Consider the following 15,695-nt stretch of genomic DNA (forward strand, 5'->3'; position numbering starts at 1 on the left):
TTGTGAAGGGTTCTCTTCACTGCATGTCTTCCGATTAGATAGACTTAATAATAACTTTACCGAAACTATTGTACTTTTTTTGTCAAACGGTGTCATCCTCCATTCGACATTTTTTGCTTCAAAACAGACGGAAACGGACGGATTTCATACCGTAAAAAGCGTTGTTCAGCCTTATCTGTCAGCGTTTTCAAAAGAAATAAGGATTCTGCTGAAATTTTTTTAAGACCTGCCCTTAAAAAAATGCCAGCAGTCCGTATATTGAACAGCAGCGCGTTGTTTTTTTCCAACGCGCTGCCATTTCATTTTTGTGTTATTATTCGCCGATGACCGTGAGCTGTCTTGTTTTTTCAGCCACTTCCTCAGGATCGACCGTAATTCTGGCGACGCCCGTTTCCATCGCTGCTTTCGCAACAGCTTTCGCAACGGCAGGAGCCACACGTTTGTCAAATGGAGCCGGGATGACATAATCAGCGCTTAATTCTTCCTCTGTAACAAGGGAAGCAATCGCTTCAACCGCAGCAATTTTCATTTCTTCGTTGATGTGAGTCGCGCGAACGTCAAGCGCCCCGCGGAAAATTCCAGGGAATGCCAGGACGTTGTTGACCTGGTTCGGGAAATCAGAACGGCCTGTTCCGATTACGCTTGCGCCGGCTGCGCGCGCGTCTTCAGGCATGATTTCCGGATTCGGGTTGGCCATTGCGAAGATAATCGGATCTTTCGCCATGCTTTCCACCATTTCTTTCGTCAGCGCGCCTTCGACTGATACGCCGATAAAGACGTCTGCATCTTTAATGACATCCTGAAGCGAACCGTCGTTGCGGTCTTGGTTTGTAAACTTCGCCACTTCGTTTTTCACTGCGTTCATGCCGGCCGGACGCCCTTCGTAAATCGCCCCTTTAGAGTCGCACATTACGATGTTGCGTACGCCGAAATGGTAAAGAAGCTTGATGATCGCGATGCCTGCCGCTCCCGCTCCGTTTGCCACAACTTTAATGGATGACATGGATTTACCTGATAATTTCAGCGCGTTTACAAGTCCGGCAACGGTTACGATGGCAGTGCCGTGCTGATCATCGTGGAAAACCGGAATGTTTGTTTCTTTTTTCAGGCGCTCTTCGATAATGAAGCAGTTCGGCGCCGCAATATCTTCAAGGTTGACACCGCCGAATGTCGGTGCAAGCAGCTTTACAGTGTCAATGATTTTGTCCACATCGTTTGTGTCAAGCGCGATCGGGAATGCATCCACGCCCGCGAAACTTTTGAACAGCACCGCTTTCCCTTCCATGACCGGAAGTGAAGCTTCAGGCCCGATATTACCGAGACCGAGAACGGCTGATCCGTCTGTTACGACTGCTACCATGTTCCCCTTCATTGTATAATCATATACTTTGTTTTTATCGTCATAAATCTCTTTACAAGGCTCAGCTACTCCGGGAGAGTAGGCAAGGCTTAAGTCGTCCGCGTTTCTGACTTCTACCTTTGCTTTTGATTCCAGCTTTCCTTGATTTACTTTGTGTAAATGTAACGCTTCTTCTCTTAATGACATTCTAAACACTCCTTTTAAGTACTTTGTTACATATTCTGCCGCATAGACTGGTACAATCGCTGGAGGTGAAAAATTTCAGAATCTTTAAATAAGATAGCACAATTGTTTCAATTGTATAACAAAACGATTATTGTTACCACTATTTTAACACGACGTTTTCGCGGCCCAGCAGCTCTTTTAAACGGTATAACGCCTGATGGTCCGCCTGAATATGAAAAGTATCCGGCAGCCTGATCGTCTGCTTGTCTTTTTCATAATAAAGATAAACGCCGGTTTCCCCTTTATGCTCCAGTAAAATACGCTTCATCTTTTCCAAAAACTCCTGATTGTGCCGGCTGCCTTCGATTTTGATGTAAACAGACGGCGCTCTGTCTGCCTCCGTCTGCTCAAGAAGAGAGGCGGATGACATGATGAATTGTGTCTTCTCCTGACGCTCTTCCATTTTTCCGGCGGCGAATAAAAGCGCGCCTTCTTCTAACAGCGGAGACAGCCTTCTATATTGGTCAGGAAACACGACGGCTTCCATTTCTCCCGTTTCATCGCTTAATGTGAGAAACGCCATATGCTGACCTGTCTTTGTCCGAATCGTTTTAATGCCCGCGAGCAAAGCGCCAATTGACAGCTGCCCCTTCGGCATCTGCCGCGCTGCTGTGATCGCTTGCGCCCCCCGTTTTTTCAGGAGATCCCTGAAAGCAGATAAAGGATGGCTTGAGAAATAAACACCGAGAGCTTCTTTTTCGAACCGAAGCTTGTCCACGAGCGGAAATTCCTCAGCCTCTACATATTTTGGCTTAATGGAGAACGATTCTTCCAAAAACAATCCCATTTGGTCATCGTCTGCACGAAAAAGTTCAGCGTGCTCTAAAGCCACATCAACGGAGGCCAGCAAGGCGGCGCGATTTTGATTGAATTCGTCCATGGCGCCAGAAAATATAAGGGCTTCGATGGTTTTCCGATTCACGCTTTTTGCGGGTACGCGAAAGCAGAAATCGAAAAGATCCTCGAACGGTTTATGTGTTCTTGCTTTATAAATATCTTTCACTGCCGAGACGCCTACGTTTTTAACGGCCCGCAAACTGTATCTGACGGCTCCGTTTTCAGGCGCAAACGGAAAACCGCTTTTGTTTATTGACGGCGGAAGGACTTGAATCCCGCTCCCCTTCGCTTCATGCAGATATTGCGATATTTTGTCCTCATTGCCGATGACGCTCGTCAACAGCCCGCACATAAAATATAACGGATAATGCGCTTTTAAATAGGCGAGCTGATAGCCGATCATGCTGTATGCGACAGCATGGCTTCTGTTGAATCCGTAGTTAGCGAATTTTACAATCAGATCGTAGACCTCGTTTGCAGTGACTACAGAATACTCCTTTTTTAAGCACCCTTCAACAAAATGGCTTCGCTCTCTGTCCAGAATGTCCTTTTGCTTTTTGCTGACAGCCCGTCTGAGCAGATCCGCTTCACCTAATGAAAACCCTGCCATGCGCGAGGCGATCATCATTATCTGCTCTTGATAGACGATGACGCCGTAAGTGTCACTGAGAATATTTCGTACGTCCTCGTGCGGCACTTCCACACGCGCCCGCCCGTGCTTCCGGTCGATAAATAACGGAATATTTTCCATCGGTCCCGGCCTGTAAAGCGCGTTAACCGCGACAATGTCTTCCAGTCTTGACGGCTTCAGGCGCTTCAGCACGTTTCTCATTCCTGATGATTCCAGCTGGAAAATACCCGTCGTATCACCGTTTGACAATAGCGAGAACGTTTTTTCATCCTGATAAGAAATCTCGGAAAAATCAATTTTCGTATTCGTCTCTTTTTCAATCATCGTTTTAATGGATTCAATAAGCGTAAGGTTGCGCAAACCTAAAAAGTCCATTTTTAAAAGACCGAGATCTTCCAAGTGATCCATCGCATACTGCGTTAAATACACGCCGTCATGCCCTTCTTGAAGAGGGACAACTTCCGAAAGCGGCTCTTTACTGAGAACGACCCCCGCCGCGTGTGTTGACGTGTGCCGCGGAAGACCTTCAATTTTCCTTGCGATCTGAAACACTTTATGAAGAACGGCGGATTCGGACAGCCTCCTGTTCAGCTGAGCGGACTGCCGCCTCGCTTCCTCAAGCGTCATTCCCGGTTTCGACGGAATCAGGCGGGCAAGCTGGTCGGCTTCTTTCGGGCTGATTCCGAACACTCTCCCGGTATCCCTTAACGCCGCCTTTGCGGCCAATGTCCCGAAGGTGATAATCTGGGCGACGTGCATGGCCCCGTACTTATTTTGTACATACTGAATGACCTCATCCCTTCTCGTGTCAGGGAAATCGATATCAATATCCGGCATGCTGATCCGCTCGGGATTAAGAAATCTCTCAAACAGCAGAGAATGTTTAAGCGGATCCACGTCGGTAATGAAAAGGGAGTAAGCGACAAGCGAGCCTGCCGCGGACCCCCTTCCCGGGCCTGTCACAATGCCCTTTTCATGCGCGTACTTCATAAAGTCCCATACGATGAGAAAATAATCACTGAATTTCATGCGCCTGATGACGTCCAGCTCATATTCAAGCCGGCGGACAGCGCGCTCATCAGGAGTGCCGAAACGGAGGCGCAGCCCCTCATGACAGATCTCCGCCAAATAGTCATCGGCTGATTTGCCGTCCGGCGCCGGAAAAGACGGAAGCTGTGTCTGTCCGAGGCTGACATCGACCCGGCATTGCCGGGCGATACGCGCGGCTGCTTCAATCGCTTCCGGATGCCGCGTGTAAAGCTCTGCCATTTCTTCAGGCGCCCTCAAGTATAAGTCCGGCAGATTCCCGCTCTGATCCTCCCACTTCTCTCCGGCTTTAATAGCGCACAGACAGCGGTACGCATCTTGATCTTCTTTCTTGATATAACGGACATCTCCCGCAGCGCAGACAGCGATTTCCGTTTCGGCTGACAGGCGGAGAATCTCTTCTGATAACGTCTCATGTCCTTTAAACGGCTGGTACCCTAAATAAAAACGGCCGTCTCCGAACAGCTCCCGGAATCCTTCGGCAGCCCGGACCGCTTCTTCAAACTTCCCGGCTTGAAGCAGGCTTTCAATGTACCCGTTTTCACCGGGCGTAATGGCGATCAGCCCCTCATGATAGCTCTTCATCCATTTTCGCTTCATGCCGCCCTTTGCCATGGATTGCAGCGCACTGGAGATTTTCACCAGGTTCTGATATCCGGTGTTTGTCTCTGCTAAAAGAATGAGCGGGTGTGCTTCAAGCTCCGTATCGTCCGTGTATATAGAAGCCGTCAGACCGATAATCGGCTTCATTCCGTTTGATTTGCATGCTTTATAAAACTCAATGGCGCCGTACATCACATTTTCGTCCGTCAGCGCCAATGATGAATATCCGAGTTCCTTCGCTTGTGTAACAAGCTCTTTTACAGAAGCGGCGCTGTTTAACAGACTGTAGCCGCTATGTACTTGCAGGTGAACAAAAGACAATGCCGCCACTCCTTTCCCATACGTTCATTTTGCCTTTCTACATTATAAGACGGGTTTTCTTAAGAAACAAATGTTCTTTTTTGACTCATCATCATACTTGTCCGTTTCGCTCAATATGATAGAAAAGTGAGGTGGTGTATATATGGATCAGGAAGCCGGATTTATGGCGAATTTCATCAGCAGTTATTTTATCGCCCTCGGTGTGTTGCTCGGCGGCGCGCTGATCGGCGGCCTCGGAGCTTATTTATCAGGCGAGCCTCCGCTGACGGCGATCACAAAATTGGCGAACAGGCTGAAGATCTGGGCGCTTGTCGCGGCCATCGGGGGAACATTTGACGCGGTATACAGTTTCGAGCGGGGGCTGTTCGAAGGCAATACGCGCGACATCTTCAAACAGCTTCTTTTAATTATTTCAGCAATGGGTGGCGCGCAGACCGGCTGGCTGATTATTTCATGGCTGACCCAGGAGAATATGTCATCATGAGAATTCCCGAGTATTATAAAAAACCGGGATGGCAGCGTTTTTTCGCGGGAATGATGTGCGGAGCCATCGTCAGCTGGCTGTTCTTTCTGTTTACATACGGAACGTTTCAGGAAGAACAGGTGACGTTAATTGAAAAGCAGCGTGAGCACGCGCGGGATTTAAAAAACCAAATCTCCATCTATCAGAAGGATCTTCATAAATTAAATGAGGATAATAAGCAAAGACTTCTCATCCAAAGTGTTGATGTGAAGCTGATCAATGGGGAAAAATACAGAATCGCCCAGCCTGACAAGATGAAATTTGAGGAACAAGTGAAAGATAATATTTCTGAAGTCATCACAAAAGATATTGAAAGCGTGTATAAAACAAAGGAGCTTTTAAAACGGACGATCGAAAACAAAATATACACCATAAATGAGAAGGAATTTAAAGCTGAAGTAAAGGAACTGACGATTTATACGAGATTGTCTGTCGAAATTCATATTTCTTTTGCGACGTAATTATGTCATTTTTAAAAATTTTCCATAGATCTGTCGCTTTTTTCTCCGCTTTTTTATAAACTGTAGATGAGACATTTTCAATGATTCTGAAGGGAGGAAGGGAAAATGGAGGTTTTTAGTGAACGACGCTTGGCAAAAGATCATGCAGCCCGAATCAGACAAGGCTATTCCGCATATGCAGAAACAGACACACTCGCTTCCCTCATAAAAAAAGAACTCCAAATCTGTAATCTCCGCGTCTACGAAGACCTGACTGATTTCGGCTGCTGGTTCATCCCCGTGACAGATGAACACTAAGAAAGAGGGTCTCCCCTCTACTTGTGTTCGTTACATACCTCTTCCAGATCAGCAAGAATCTGATCGGTTTCATCCCAGCTGAAGATGGATGCGCCGGCCGCAAGCGGATGTCCGCCGCCATTGTATTTCCGGGCAATTCCGTTGATGACCGGACCTTTTGAACGGAACCGGACTCTGATTTGATCGTCTTCTTCTACGAAAAACACCCAAGCGCGGATACCCGAAATATTTCCGAGTGTCCCGACAAGCTGCGACGCTTCAGAAGCGGTGGTTCCATATGTCTCCAAAATGTCTTTTTTAATGAACACGGAAGCGACGCCGTTTTCAGACAGTGACACATTTTGATAAATAAAGCCGTTAAGCTTCACCACATTTAATTTTGTTTCATACAATTGATTGAACAGCTCTGACGATGAAAATGGGAACTCAATGAGCTCTCCCGCGTATTTTAATGTCTTTTTTGTGGTGTTCGGGAATAAGAAACGCCCCGTATCACCGACGATACCCGCGTAGATCAGCTCAGCTGCTTTCGTATTCAGTTTCCAGCCGTGCTGTTTTCCTTCCAGGTACAGCTCATAGATCATTTCGCTTACGGAGCTTGCATTCGTATCGACCCATAACAGATCGCCATACGGATCTTCATTTGGATGGTGGTCTATTTTCATGAGCTTTGCGCCGGAATGGTAGCGCTGATCGTCGACCCTGCCTTGGTTTGCGGTGTCGCACACGATGACAAGAGCATCTTTATAGGTTTCGTCATCCACCTCATCGAGGGAATATAAAAAAGACAAGGACGGCTCAGGCTGTCCGACGGCAAAAATATTTTTTTCGGGATACGTTTCCCGCAGGATTTCCGTAAGGCCGCACTGTGAACCGTAGGCGTCCGGGTCAGGCCTCACATGTCTATGTAAGATAATGGTGTCATATAATGATATGGTTCTGATCAGTTCGGATTTCATCGCTTTCTCCTTTTCGTTTTTATTCATTTAATCATACTCTTTATCCATGGAAAAGGAAAATCTTTCAGCAACGGTATAAACGGTTTTGCAAACTCATATAATGGAGGATTTCATTTATGCTGGTTTTTGTTTTTCTCATCGGGCTTTCTGCCTGCTTTTACGTGTATTACAAAGTAAAAGGAATCCAGACGAAACGGGCGCTGGAGAAAGAATGTTTTTCGGCTAAATCAAGTATGGCATTAGGCGCGCTGGTGTTTTTGTACGGAGTAAACCAAATAATTCTGTTTCACTCCGTCCTGACTCTGGTCATCGGCGGCGTCTTCATTTTAATCGGAGCAGGCAGCGCATGGGCCGGGTATAGAGCCTATAAGCATTATGAGCCCATCCATGCAAAGGAAGCGGAGAGGGACCACGCATAATGAATGCCAAGGGACCCGGGTGCGTCCCTTAACTTCTCTCCATCAGCTGCACCATGAGCATCGCTTTTGAAACGATGCCGCTTTGGCTTGACACTTCCACTTCCATTTTCCCGAATTTCCGGCCCGCCTCTAAAATGCGCGGTTTCACTTCAATGACCGACTCCATCTGTACGGGCTTCAGGAAGAAAATCGTAATGCTTTCAATGACCAGCTCGCCGCGTTTGCGGGAGCGTAAAAATCGGCTGGCGGCCTGGGTTAAAATCGTCGTAAACACCCCGTAAGAAATCGTGCCGAGCTGATTGGTCATTTGCGGCGTGACTTCATATTGATAAACGGCCGGCGTTTTGTCATCTTCGTCTTCTTTAAATCCCCTTGAAACAATATCATCCAGCTTTTCCCCGACCTGAGGCTGCTTTTGAACCATTTGAAGCGCTTTTAAGACATCCTGGCGGCTGATCATTCCGATCAATTTGTGATGCCCGTCTGTCACCGGAAGCACTTCAATTCCTTCCCAAACCATCATTTGAGCCGCTGAGGCGACAGATGTTTTCCCGATCACCGTGACAGGGTTTTTGGTCATTACTTTTTCAATCGGAACTGACCGGTCATGCCCCGCGATATCTTTCGATGTGAGGATTCCGTGGATTTTCATCTGCTGATCGATAACCGGGAAGCGGCCGTGTCCGGTTTCATAGTTTTTTTCGTACCATTTCTCCAGCTTATCCTTAGGGGACAGCGTCACTGTCCGATCTGCGGGCGTCAAAATGTCTTCCACGAGCACAATCTCTTTTTTTATGAGCTGATCATAGATCGCCCGGTTGATCATCGCGGCTACCGTAAAGGTATCGTAGCTCGTGGAGAGAATCGGAAGCTCAAGCATATCGGCCAGCTCGATAATGCTGTCGTCGGTATTAAACCCTCCCGTTACCAAAACAGCCGCGCCCGCTTCAAGCGCCTGACGGTGGGCGTTGATTCGGTTCCCGACGATTAACAGGTTCCCCGCCGCCGTATAACGCATCATCGCGTCAAGCTCCATCGCGCCGATCACAAACTTATTCAACGTTTTATGCAGACCGGCTTTTCCGCCGAGCACCTGGCCGTCTATCACATTGACGACCTCGGCGTATGTCAGCTTTTCAATATTTTCTTTTTTCTTCTGTTCAATCCGGATGGTCCCCACACGTTCAATAGTGGAAACGAATCCTTTGTTTTCGGCTTCCTTAATGGCTCTGTAAGCCGTTCCTTCACTGACTTTCATTTCTTTCGCAATTCTTCTGACCGAAATTTTTTCACCGACAGGAAGCGAATCTATGTATGATAGGATTTGTTCATGCTTTGTTGCCAAGCGTTTCACCTCTAAGGACAGTCTTCTGCTTTTATTATAAGGGTACGAGGGATTCATTCGCAATGAGACGCCCGAAAAAAGGCGGCATCACAAAAAGACCTTCTGAATGCTTGATTCAGAAGGTCTTTGACACATATGTCAGGCAAGCTCAATGGTCTCGCCGACCGCCATGACTTTGCCGACGCCTCCGGGCAGACTTTCGGCGAAAGCGTCAGGGTCCTGTTCAATGACAGGAAATGTATTGTAATGAACGGGAACGACCTGTTTCGCTCTCAGCCATTCAGCCGCGAGTTTCGCATCTTCAGGGCCCATGGTGAAGTTATCACCGATCGGCAGAAACGCCAGGTCAATGTGATTCAGTTCCCCGATCAGTTTCATATCAGAGAACAGCGCCGTGTCCCCGGCGTGGAAAATCGTTTTGCCGTCAATCGTCAATAAAATCCCGGCCGGCATCCCCGTGTACGTAATGGTTTTGTTTTCTTCATCAGTGACCGCCGATCCGTGGAATGCCTGTGTCAGTTTCACTTTACCGAAATCAAATTGGCGCGCCCCTCCGATATGCATCGGGTGGACCTTTAAACCTTTAAAGCCGAGATAAACGGCCAGCTCGTTCGGCGCAATGACGAGCGCATCGTTTTGTTTAGCGATCTGCTCTGTATCTCCGACATGGTCATTGTGTCCGTGAGTAAGCAGGATGACATCCGCTTTCACTTCTTCCGGTTTCAAATTTGTCAGACTGTTTCCGGTCAGAAACGGATCAAAAATAATGTTATGGGTTTTCGTTTCCACTTGAATGACAGAATGTCCGTGATAAGTCACTTTCATCGTTTTCACCTCATAAAAAATTAATATTTATCAAGTTCCCTTTTTGACAAACGAAAAAACTTACAGGGATTGATGCCTGTTAATCACATTCAGCCCGCCTGTTGCTTCAATGACCGTTCCGGTTACAAGATCGGAATCATCTTCACATAAAAAGGCGATGATTCTCGCAATGTCCTCTCCGGTTCCGGACCTGCCGATCGGCGTCTTTTCTTTGCCGATTTTCCGTCTTGCTTCCTCTATAGACGCTTCTTTCATATCTCCTACAATATCACCCGGGCAGACCATATTGGCCGTAATGCCTGATTCAGCTTCTTCAATCGCAATGGTTTTCGTTAACGAAGCCAACCCGACTTTAGCCGCTCCGAAAGCGGAACGGTGAAGCCAGCCGGGGGCATGGTCCGCTCCTTGAAAACCGTATGTAATAATCCGGCCGAACCGCTGCTGTCTCATGACCGGGATAACCGCTTTAAACAGATGGAAAACGGCGCTTAAATTCCCTTCAAGCATGTCATACCATTCGTCATCGGAGTAATCGGCAAGCTTTTTGCGCTCAAATATGTACGGCCCGGCATTGTTAATCAGTATGTCAATCCTTCCAAACCGCTGAAGGGCTGCATCGGCGATCCGCATGAGATCTTCTTTCCGGGTTACATCGCCCTTAACGAATTGCAATCTGTCATGGCACCCGGGATAATCCGCCTTCAGACAGGCGACCGCTTCTTCGTCTTGTCTGTAATTCACTGTGACAGAAAAGCCTTTTTCCAGAAGCATTTCAGTCACTTTTCGGCCCAATCCCTTTGTACCGGCAGTGATTAGAGCATGTCGCACATTGAATACCCTCCCCAGGCAACGTTGCCGCTTCAATAAAATCAAGACGTTTCTCCCTCTACTTTACTATAAACAAACGGCAATATCACTTTTTTGCACTTCGTCCGCACGAAAAAAAAGCCGTCTTTACAGACAGCTTAATTTTCTGAAGGAGCAGAGGCTTCCTCCATGCCGACATAACCGCTTTCGTATGCCTCTGAGATGAGCCTGGCCGTTTCTTCACTTTCTTTTTCATCATAGATGTAACGGTCTTGTTCTTTGCGCATTCCTTCTACCTCCCATCTTTATAGATGTAGGGTGTCTGATATGACGGGAAAATATGAAGGAAATTTCAGCAAATTAAATACCGGCGCAGGCTTTTGCTTTTACGAGCGCCTGTTCTACCTGCTGAAAACCCGTTCCGCCGGCGCTCATTCTTTTTTCAACCGCATGATGCGGATCGAGCACGGTATAGATGTCTTCTTCAAAGAGACTGCTGGCTTGAAGGAATTCTTCAAATGCCATATCACTTAAATAGATTCCTTTTTCAATGCAGCTGTACACAAGCTTGCCGACCACTTCATGCGCTTCTCTGAACGGCATGCCTTTTTTAGCTAAATAATCGGCAAGTTCCGTCGCGTTTGAAAAATCTTGTTTTGTCGCTTGTTTCATGATGTCCTTGTTTACTTTCATCGTTTCAATCATGCCCGTGAAAATCTGAAGGCTTCCTTCAACGGTTTTCACCGTGTCAAACATGCCTTCTTTATCTTCCTGCAGGTCTTTGTTGTAAGCGAGCGGGAGCCCTTTCATAATCGTGAAAAGCCCCATCATATCACCGTATACGCGTCCGGTTTTACCGCGGATCAGCTCCGCCATGTCGGGGTTTTTCTTCTGCGGCATCATGCTGCTTCCCGTCGCATACGTATCATCCAGTTCAATGAATCTGAATTCCTGCGAGCACCATAGAATGATTTCTTCTGATAAACGCGAAAGGTGCATCATCAGCATGCTGCTGCCGCTTAAAAACTCGAGAATAAAATCTCTGTCACTGACTCCGTCAAGACTGTTCTCATAAATGGAGTCAAAACCGAGCAGCTCCGCCGAATAGTTACGGTCTATCGGAAACGTGGTTCCGGCAAGCGCCCCGCATCCGAGCGGCGATATGTTAATCCGCTTCATAGCATCGCGAAAACGCTCTTTATCCCGTTCAAGCATCCAAAAATAAGCAAGCAGATGGTGGGCGAAAGAAATCGGCTGAGCCCGCTGCAAATGGGTGTACCCCGGCAGAATGGTCTCGACATTGGCCTCCGCTTTTTCGATCAGCGCTTTTTGGAACTGTTCAATCAGCACGATGATAAGTGAGACATGATCTTTCAAATACAAATGCATGTCGGTCGCCACCTGGTCATTCCGGCTTCTGCCGGTATGGAGCTTGCCGCCTAGCGGTCCGATTTCTCCGATCAGCATTTTTTCAATATTCAAATGGATATCTTCATAATCAACAGAGAATTCAAGCGTTCCTTCCTCTGCTTTTTGCAGGAGGGTCTGCAGCCCCTGTCGGATGGCGCCTTCTTCTTCTTCCGTCAGAATGCCGCATTTTTTCAGCATTGCCGCATGAGCGAGAGACCCTGTAATATCCTCTTTGACTAAGTTTTGGTCGAATGTGATGGATGCGCCGAACTCATCGACCCACTTTTCCGGTGTTTTTTGAAAACGGCCTCCCCAAAGCTTCTTCATGCTTCAATCTGCTCCTTCTTTTTCACAATGCTGTTTACTTTTGTCGGCAGCCCCCAAAGCTCAATGAAACCGATTGCCGCGTGATGGTCAAAAGCATCGTCTTTTGTATATGTCGCAAGTTTTTCGTCGTAGAGTGAATATTCCGACTTACGTCCTTCTACAATGGCATGGCCTTTAAACAGCTTGACGCGCACGACGCCGGTGACGTGTTTTTGGGTTTCTTTCAGGAATGCAAGCAGCGCGTCTTTTAACGGCGAGAACCATAAACCGTTATAGATGATTTCAGACAGTTTTTGTTCAATTGCCGGTTTGAAATGGGCCACTTCTTTCACTAAAGTCAGATCCTCAAGCTCTTTGTGAGCCGTAATCAAAGTCATGGCGCCCGGGCACTCATAAACTTCACGGGACTTAATGCCGACCAGGCGGTTTTCCACATGGTCAATCCGGCCGATGCCGTGTTTTCCGGCAGTCTCGTTCAGCTTGAGAATTAAATCAGCGAGCGGGTAGGTTACGCCGTCGATTGAAACCGGAACACCGGCTTCAAATGCGATTTCGATGATTTCCGGAACGTCCGGCGTGTTTTCAAGAGATGCTGTCAGGTCATATGCCCCTTCAGGCGGCGCCGCCCACGGGTCTTCTAATATACCGCATTCATTGGCGCGTCCCCATAGGTTCTGGTCGATGGAATACGGGCTGTCAAGATTGATCGGAATCGGTATGCCGCGGCTTGCGGCATATTCAATTTCTTCTTCACGCGACCATTGCCACTCACGGACCGGAGCAATGACCTCCAGATCAGGATTTAATGATTTAATGGATACTTCGAAACGCACCTGATCGTTGCCTTTTCCCGTGCAGCCGTGCGCTACAGCCACCGCGTTTTCCTTTTCCGCGACTTCAACGAGTTTTTTCGCGATCAACGGACGGGATAGTGCAGATACGAGCGGATACTTGCCTTCATACATTGTATGGGCCTGCATAGAAATGAGCGCGTACTCCCGGGCGAATTCTTCTTTCGCATCAATCACATAGGAATTTACGGCGCCTACTTCCAGCGCTTTTTGCTGAACGAATGCCAAATCCTTTCCTTCCCCTACGTCTAAACAGCAGGCAACAACATCGTATCCCTGTTCTTGCAGCCATTTTATCGCTACAGAAGTATCAAGACCTCCTGAGTATGCCAATACAACCTTTTTTTGTTCTGCCATGTTAAAAGCTCCCTTTTGTATAAAAATTAGTTTTAATTAATAAAAATGCATTTTGTATGTATACACTGTAACAAGTAAATTCTGTTTTTTCAAGCCTTTTATAAAAAAAACCCCACCCAATTTTTTGAGCGGAGCAGAGCCTTTTTATACATTTATAAATCTTTTCGGATTTCCCGGAGCACATGAGGCAGTTCAGGAATAATCAGTTTACTCATTGCAAGCTTTACGGCGCCTGAGGAGCCGGGCGTGCAGAAGACTGCGGTATTTTGGATCACACCCGCTGCCGCTCTGGACAAAATGGCGGCGGAACCGATGTCCTCCGTATAGCTCAGCATGCGGAACAGCTCGCCGAATCCCGGGAGTTCTTTTGAAAACAGCGGCGTGACCGCTTCAATTGTGACATCCCTTTCGGCAATGCCCGTCCCTCCGTTTAACAGCACCGCATCTGTATATTCATCCATACAGCCGGATAAAACGGCTTTCTGCAATTCATCTTTTTCATCTTTAACAATGTCATAAGCGACCGTTTCAAATCCCGCTTCCCTGAGGAAGTCCATCATGACGCGCCCGCTCTTGTCGGTTTCTTTCGTTCTCGTGTCGCTGACTGTAATCACCTTGCAGCGCACGGCTGACGGGACTTCTTGTTTATGTTCATGCACACTCATTGCTTCACCTCATCGTTTATGTAATAAACATATCGTAACGTTTGATTCTGGGGCATTCAATAAAAAAGCACACCCTAAAAGGATGTGCTTTTTTTGATCATTACTGTGCAAGGCGGACAACGTCGCGTGCGATCATGACCTCTTCGTCAGTCGGAATGATCATGACTTTGACAGGAGAGTGAGGGTAGCTGATAAACGCTTCCTCGCCGCGCACGTTGTTCAGCGCAGGATCCCAATATACACCCATGAATTCTAAGCCGCGAAGCACGCGTTCTCTGACTTCAACGCTGTTTTCACCGATACCCGCAGTGAAAATAATCGCGTCAACGCCGCTCATTCTCGCAGCGTAAGAACCGATGTATTTATGGATTCTGCTTGCAAACACTTCAAGAGCCGTTTCCGCTCTTTCGTTTCCTTCTTTTGAAGCTTCTACGATATCGCGAAGGTCGCTGGAGAAACCGGATACGCCAAGCAGTCCGCTCTTTTTATTTAACGTATTTAATACTTCATCTGCCGTCTGATCCGTTTTTTCCATAATGTACGGAATCAATGCAGGGTCGATGTTTCCTGAACGTGTTCCCATCGCAACACCCGCAAGCGGTGTGAAGCCCATTGACGTATCAATGGATTTTCCGCCTTCTACGGCCGCGATACTTGCGCCGTTACCGAGGTGGCAGGAAATCAGACGCAAATCTTCAAGCGGGCGGCCGAGAAGCTCAGCTGCGCGCTGTGTCACGTATTTATGAGATGTACCGTGGAAACCGTATTTGCGAATGCCGTATTTCTCGTAGTATTCGTACGGTAGGCTGTACAGGTAGGATTGTTCAGGCATCGTTTGGTGGAACGCCGTATCAAACACTGCAACCGCAGGCACATTCGGAAGCACTTCTTTAAAGGCTTTAATGCCGACGATGTTAGCCGGGTTGTGAAGCGGCGCTAGTTCTGAAATCTCTTCAATCTCACGGATTGTTTCATCCGTAAGCAAAACAGAATCGCTGAATTTTTCTCCGCCGTGAACCACACGGTGGCCGATTCCGTCAATTTCATTTAGATCCTTTATAATACCGAATTCAGTCAGCTTGTGAAGCAGCATCTTCACCGCAACCGCATGATCCGGAATATCTGTCACTTCTGTATTTTTTTCGCCGTTAACAGAGATTGTGAAAACGCTGTCAGCGATACCGATCCGTTCTACTAAACCTTTTGTTAGCACCTTTTCTGAAGGCATTTCGAATAACTGAAATTTTAAAGATGAGCTTCCTGCGTTAATTGCAATAATTTTAGACATAAATGACGCTCCTATCAAAATTCTTCTTCGTTTGTTCGTTCTTTTTTCCCAGACCATAATTGCAGTCTAAAAAATATCTGACTTTTCCATTTAAACATTGTCAACTCAGCATTTCAAGTCAACATCCACATTGGTAC

15 protein-coding genes are annotated in these 15,695 nt (G+C 47.3%); 4 read left to right on the top strand and 11 right to left on the bottom strand.

What is annotated here, in order from left to right; all coding sequences use genetic code 11:
• Window positions 1-313 precede the first annotated feature (313 nt).
• Together NYE36_RS14880 and dnaE are read right to left on the bottom strand one after the other, a co-directional pair.
• On the bottom strand, window positions 314-1,546 hold the full coding sequence (locus tag NYE36_RS14880) for a malic enzyme-like NAD(P)-binding protein (protein ID WP_015240371.1): 1,233 nt from the start codon (window positions 1,544-1,546) through the stop codon (window positions 314-316).
• A 139-nt stretch (window positions 1,547-1,685) separates the two neighbouring features.
• Window positions 1,686-5,024 (bottom strand): DNA polymerase III subunit alpha, encoded by a 3,339-nt coding sequence (gene dnaE, locus NYE36_RS14885; protein ID WP_265451125.1) that lies wholly within the window; start codon window positions 5,022-5,024, stop codon window positions 1,686-1,688.
• 142 nt (window positions 5,025-5,166) lie between these two features.
• On the opposite strand from dnaE, the gene NYE36_RS14890 reads away from it, so the two are divergent.
• From NYE36_RS14890 to NYE36_RS14900, 3 genes are all read left to right on the top strand, one after another.
• Window positions 5,167-5,508 carry a YtrH family sporulation protein gene (locus NYE36_RS14890; RefSeq protein WP_003152438.1) on the top strand — a complete coding sequence of 114 codons (342 nt, stop codon included), beginning with the start codon at window positions 5,167-5,169 and terminating at the stop codon, window positions 5,506-5,508.
• Window positions 5,505-6,008, top strand: coding sequence for a sporulation membrane protein YtrI (ytrI, locus tag NYE36_RS14895; protein WP_007408062.1), 504 nt, complete (start codon window positions 5,505-5,507; stop codon window positions 6,006-6,008). The genes NYE36_RS14890 and ytrI overlap by 4 nt, the downstream gene beginning before the upstream one ends.
• A gap of 105 nt (window positions 6,009-6,113) precedes the next feature.
• Window positions 6,114-6,305, top strand: a complete 192-nt coding sequence (locus NYE36_RS14900) for a hypothetical protein (protein ID WP_007408061.1) — start codon at window positions 6,114-6,116, stop codon at window positions 6,303-6,305.
• 17 nt (window positions 6,306-6,322) lie between these two features.
• Here NYE36_RS14900 and NYE36_RS14905 read toward each other — a convergent pair whose 3' ends face one another.
• Window positions 6,323-7,264 (bottom strand): bifunctional oligoribonuclease/PAP phosphatase NrnA, encoded by a 942-nt coding sequence (locus tag NYE36_RS14905; RefSeq protein WP_003152435.1) that lies wholly within the window; start codon window positions 7,262-7,264, stop codon window positions 6,323-6,325.
• 116 nt (window positions 7,265-7,380) lie between these two features.
• Between NYE36_RS14905 and NYE36_RS14910 the strand changes: the two genes are divergently transcribed.
• The gene (locus tag NYE36_RS14910) at window positions 7,381-7,683 is read left to right on the top strand and encodes a YtpI family protein (RefSeq protein WP_265451124.1); all 303 of its coding nucleotides are present in this window, start codon (window positions 7,381-7,383) and stop codon (window positions 7,681-7,683) included.
• A gap of 28 nt (window positions 7,684-7,711) precedes the next feature.
• Here NYE36_RS14910 and NYE36_RS14915 read toward each other — a convergent pair whose 3' ends face one another.
• The 8 genes from NYE36_RS14915 to NYE36_RS14950 form a co-directional block, all read right to left on the bottom strand.
• Window positions 7,712-9,028, bottom strand: a complete 1,317-nt coding sequence (locus NYE36_RS14915) for a CBS domain-containing protein (protein WP_012118175.1) — start codon at window positions 9,026-9,028, stop codon at window positions 7,712-7,714.
• A 138-nt stretch (window positions 9,029-9,166) separates the two neighbouring features.
• Entirely contained in the window at window positions 9,167-9,853 is a 687-nt protein-coding gene (locus NYE36_RS14920) for a metal-dependent hydrolase (protein WP_007408057.1), read from the bottom strand.
• A 60-nt stretch (window positions 9,854-9,913) separates the two neighbouring features.
• Window positions 9,914-10,681 carry an SDR family oxidoreductase gene (locus tag NYE36_RS14925; protein ID WP_012118176.1) on the bottom strand — a complete coding sequence of 256 codons (768 nt, stop codon included), beginning with the start codon at window positions 10,679-10,681 and terminating at the stop codon, window positions 9,914-9,916.
• A gap of 137 nt (window positions 10,682-10,818) precedes the next feature.
• Window positions 10,819-10,947 carry a hypothetical protein gene (locus tag NYE36_RS14930; RefSeq protein ID WP_007408056.1) on the bottom strand — a complete coding sequence of 43 codons (129 nt, stop codon included), beginning with the start codon at window positions 10,945-10,947 and terminating at the stop codon, window positions 10,819-10,821.
• 73 nt (window positions 10,948-11,020) lie between these two features.
• Complete coding sequence (gene argH, locus NYE36_RS14935) at window positions 11,021-12,397, bottom strand: argininosuccinate lyase (RefSeq protein WP_265451123.1); 1,377 nt, start codon at window positions 12,395-12,397, stop codon at window positions 11,021-11,023.
• The gene (locus NYE36_RS14940) at window positions 12,394-13,605 is read right to left on the bottom strand and encodes an argininosuccinate synthase (protein ID WP_003152428.1); all 1,212 of its coding nucleotides are present in this window, start codon (window positions 13,603-13,605) and stop codon (window positions 12,394-12,396) included. Before NYE36_RS14940 ends, argH begins: the two co-directional genes overlap by 4 nt.
• 152 nt (window positions 13,606-13,757) lie before the next feature.
• Window positions 13,758-14,270, bottom strand: a complete 513-nt coding sequence (locus NYE36_RS14945; RefSeq protein ID WP_265451122.1) for a molybdenum cofactor biosynthesis protein B — start codon at window positions 14,268-14,270, stop codon at window positions 13,758-13,760.
• A gap of 100 nt (window positions 14,271-14,370) precedes the next feature.
• Window positions 14,371-15,558 (bottom strand): acetate kinase, encoded by a 1,188-nt coding sequence (locus tag NYE36_RS14950; RefSeq protein ID WP_007408053.1) that lies wholly within the window; start codon window positions 15,556-15,558, stop codon window positions 14,371-14,373.
• Between the last annotated feature and the right edge of the window lie 137 nt (window positions 15,559-15,695).

The organism is Bacillus sp. FSL R5-0593 (assembly GCF_038603755.1).
GTDB classification, from domain to species: domain Bacteria; phylum Bacillota; class Bacilli; order Bacillales; family Bacillaceae; genus Bacillus; species Bacillus velezensis.

Bases quoted from the DNA above. Each gene is read 5' to 3' on its own strand.
- NYE36_RS14905 (WP_003152435.1), bottom strand. From the start codon at position 7,264: ATGAAATCCGAACTGATCAGAACCATATCATTATATGACACCATTATC.
- argH (WP_265451123.1), bottom strand. From the start codon at position 12,397: ATGAAGAAGCTTTGGGGAGGCCGTTTTCAAAAAACACCGGAAAAGTGG.
- NYE36_RS14950 (WP_007408053.1), bottom strand. From the start codon at position 15,558: ATGTCTAAAATTATTGCAATTAACGCAGGAAGCTCATCTTTAAAATTT.
- NYE36_RS14945 (WP_265451122.1), bottom strand. From the start codon at position 14,270: ATGAGTGTGCATGAACATAAACAAGAAGTCCCGTCAGCCGTGCGCTGC.
- NYE36_RS14900 (WP_007408061.1), top strand. From the start codon at position 6,114: ATGGAGGTTTTTAGTGAACGACGCTTGGCAAAAGATCATGCAGCCCGA.
- NYE36_RS14920 (WP_007408057.1), bottom strand. From the start codon at position 9,853: ATGAAAGTGACTTATCACGGACATTCTGTCATTCAAGTGGAAACGAAA.
- NYE36_RS14890 (WP_003152438.1), top strand. From the start codon at position 5,167: ATGGATCAGGAAGCCGGATTTATGGCGAATTTCATCAGCAGTTATTTT.
- ytrI (WP_007408062.1), top strand. From the start codon at position 5,505: ATGAGAATTCCCGAGTATTATAAAAAACCGGGATGGCAGCGTTTTTTC.
- NYE36_RS14880 (WP_015240371.1), bottom strand. From the start codon at position 1,546: ATGTCATTAAGAGAAGAAGCGTTACATTTACACAAAGTAAATCAAGGA.
- NYE36_RS14940 (WP_003152428.1), bottom strand. From the start codon at position 13,605: ATGGCAGAACAAAAAAAGGTTGTATTGGCATACTCAGGAGGTCTTGAT.
- NYE36_RS14930 (WP_007408056.1), bottom strand. From the start codon at position 10,947: ATGCGCAAAGAACAAGACCGTTACATCTATGATGAAAAAGAAAGTGAA.
- NYE36_RS14910 (WP_265451124.1), top strand. From the start codon at position 7,381: ATGCTGGTTTTTGTTTTTCTCATCGGGCTTTCTGCCTGCTTTTACGTG.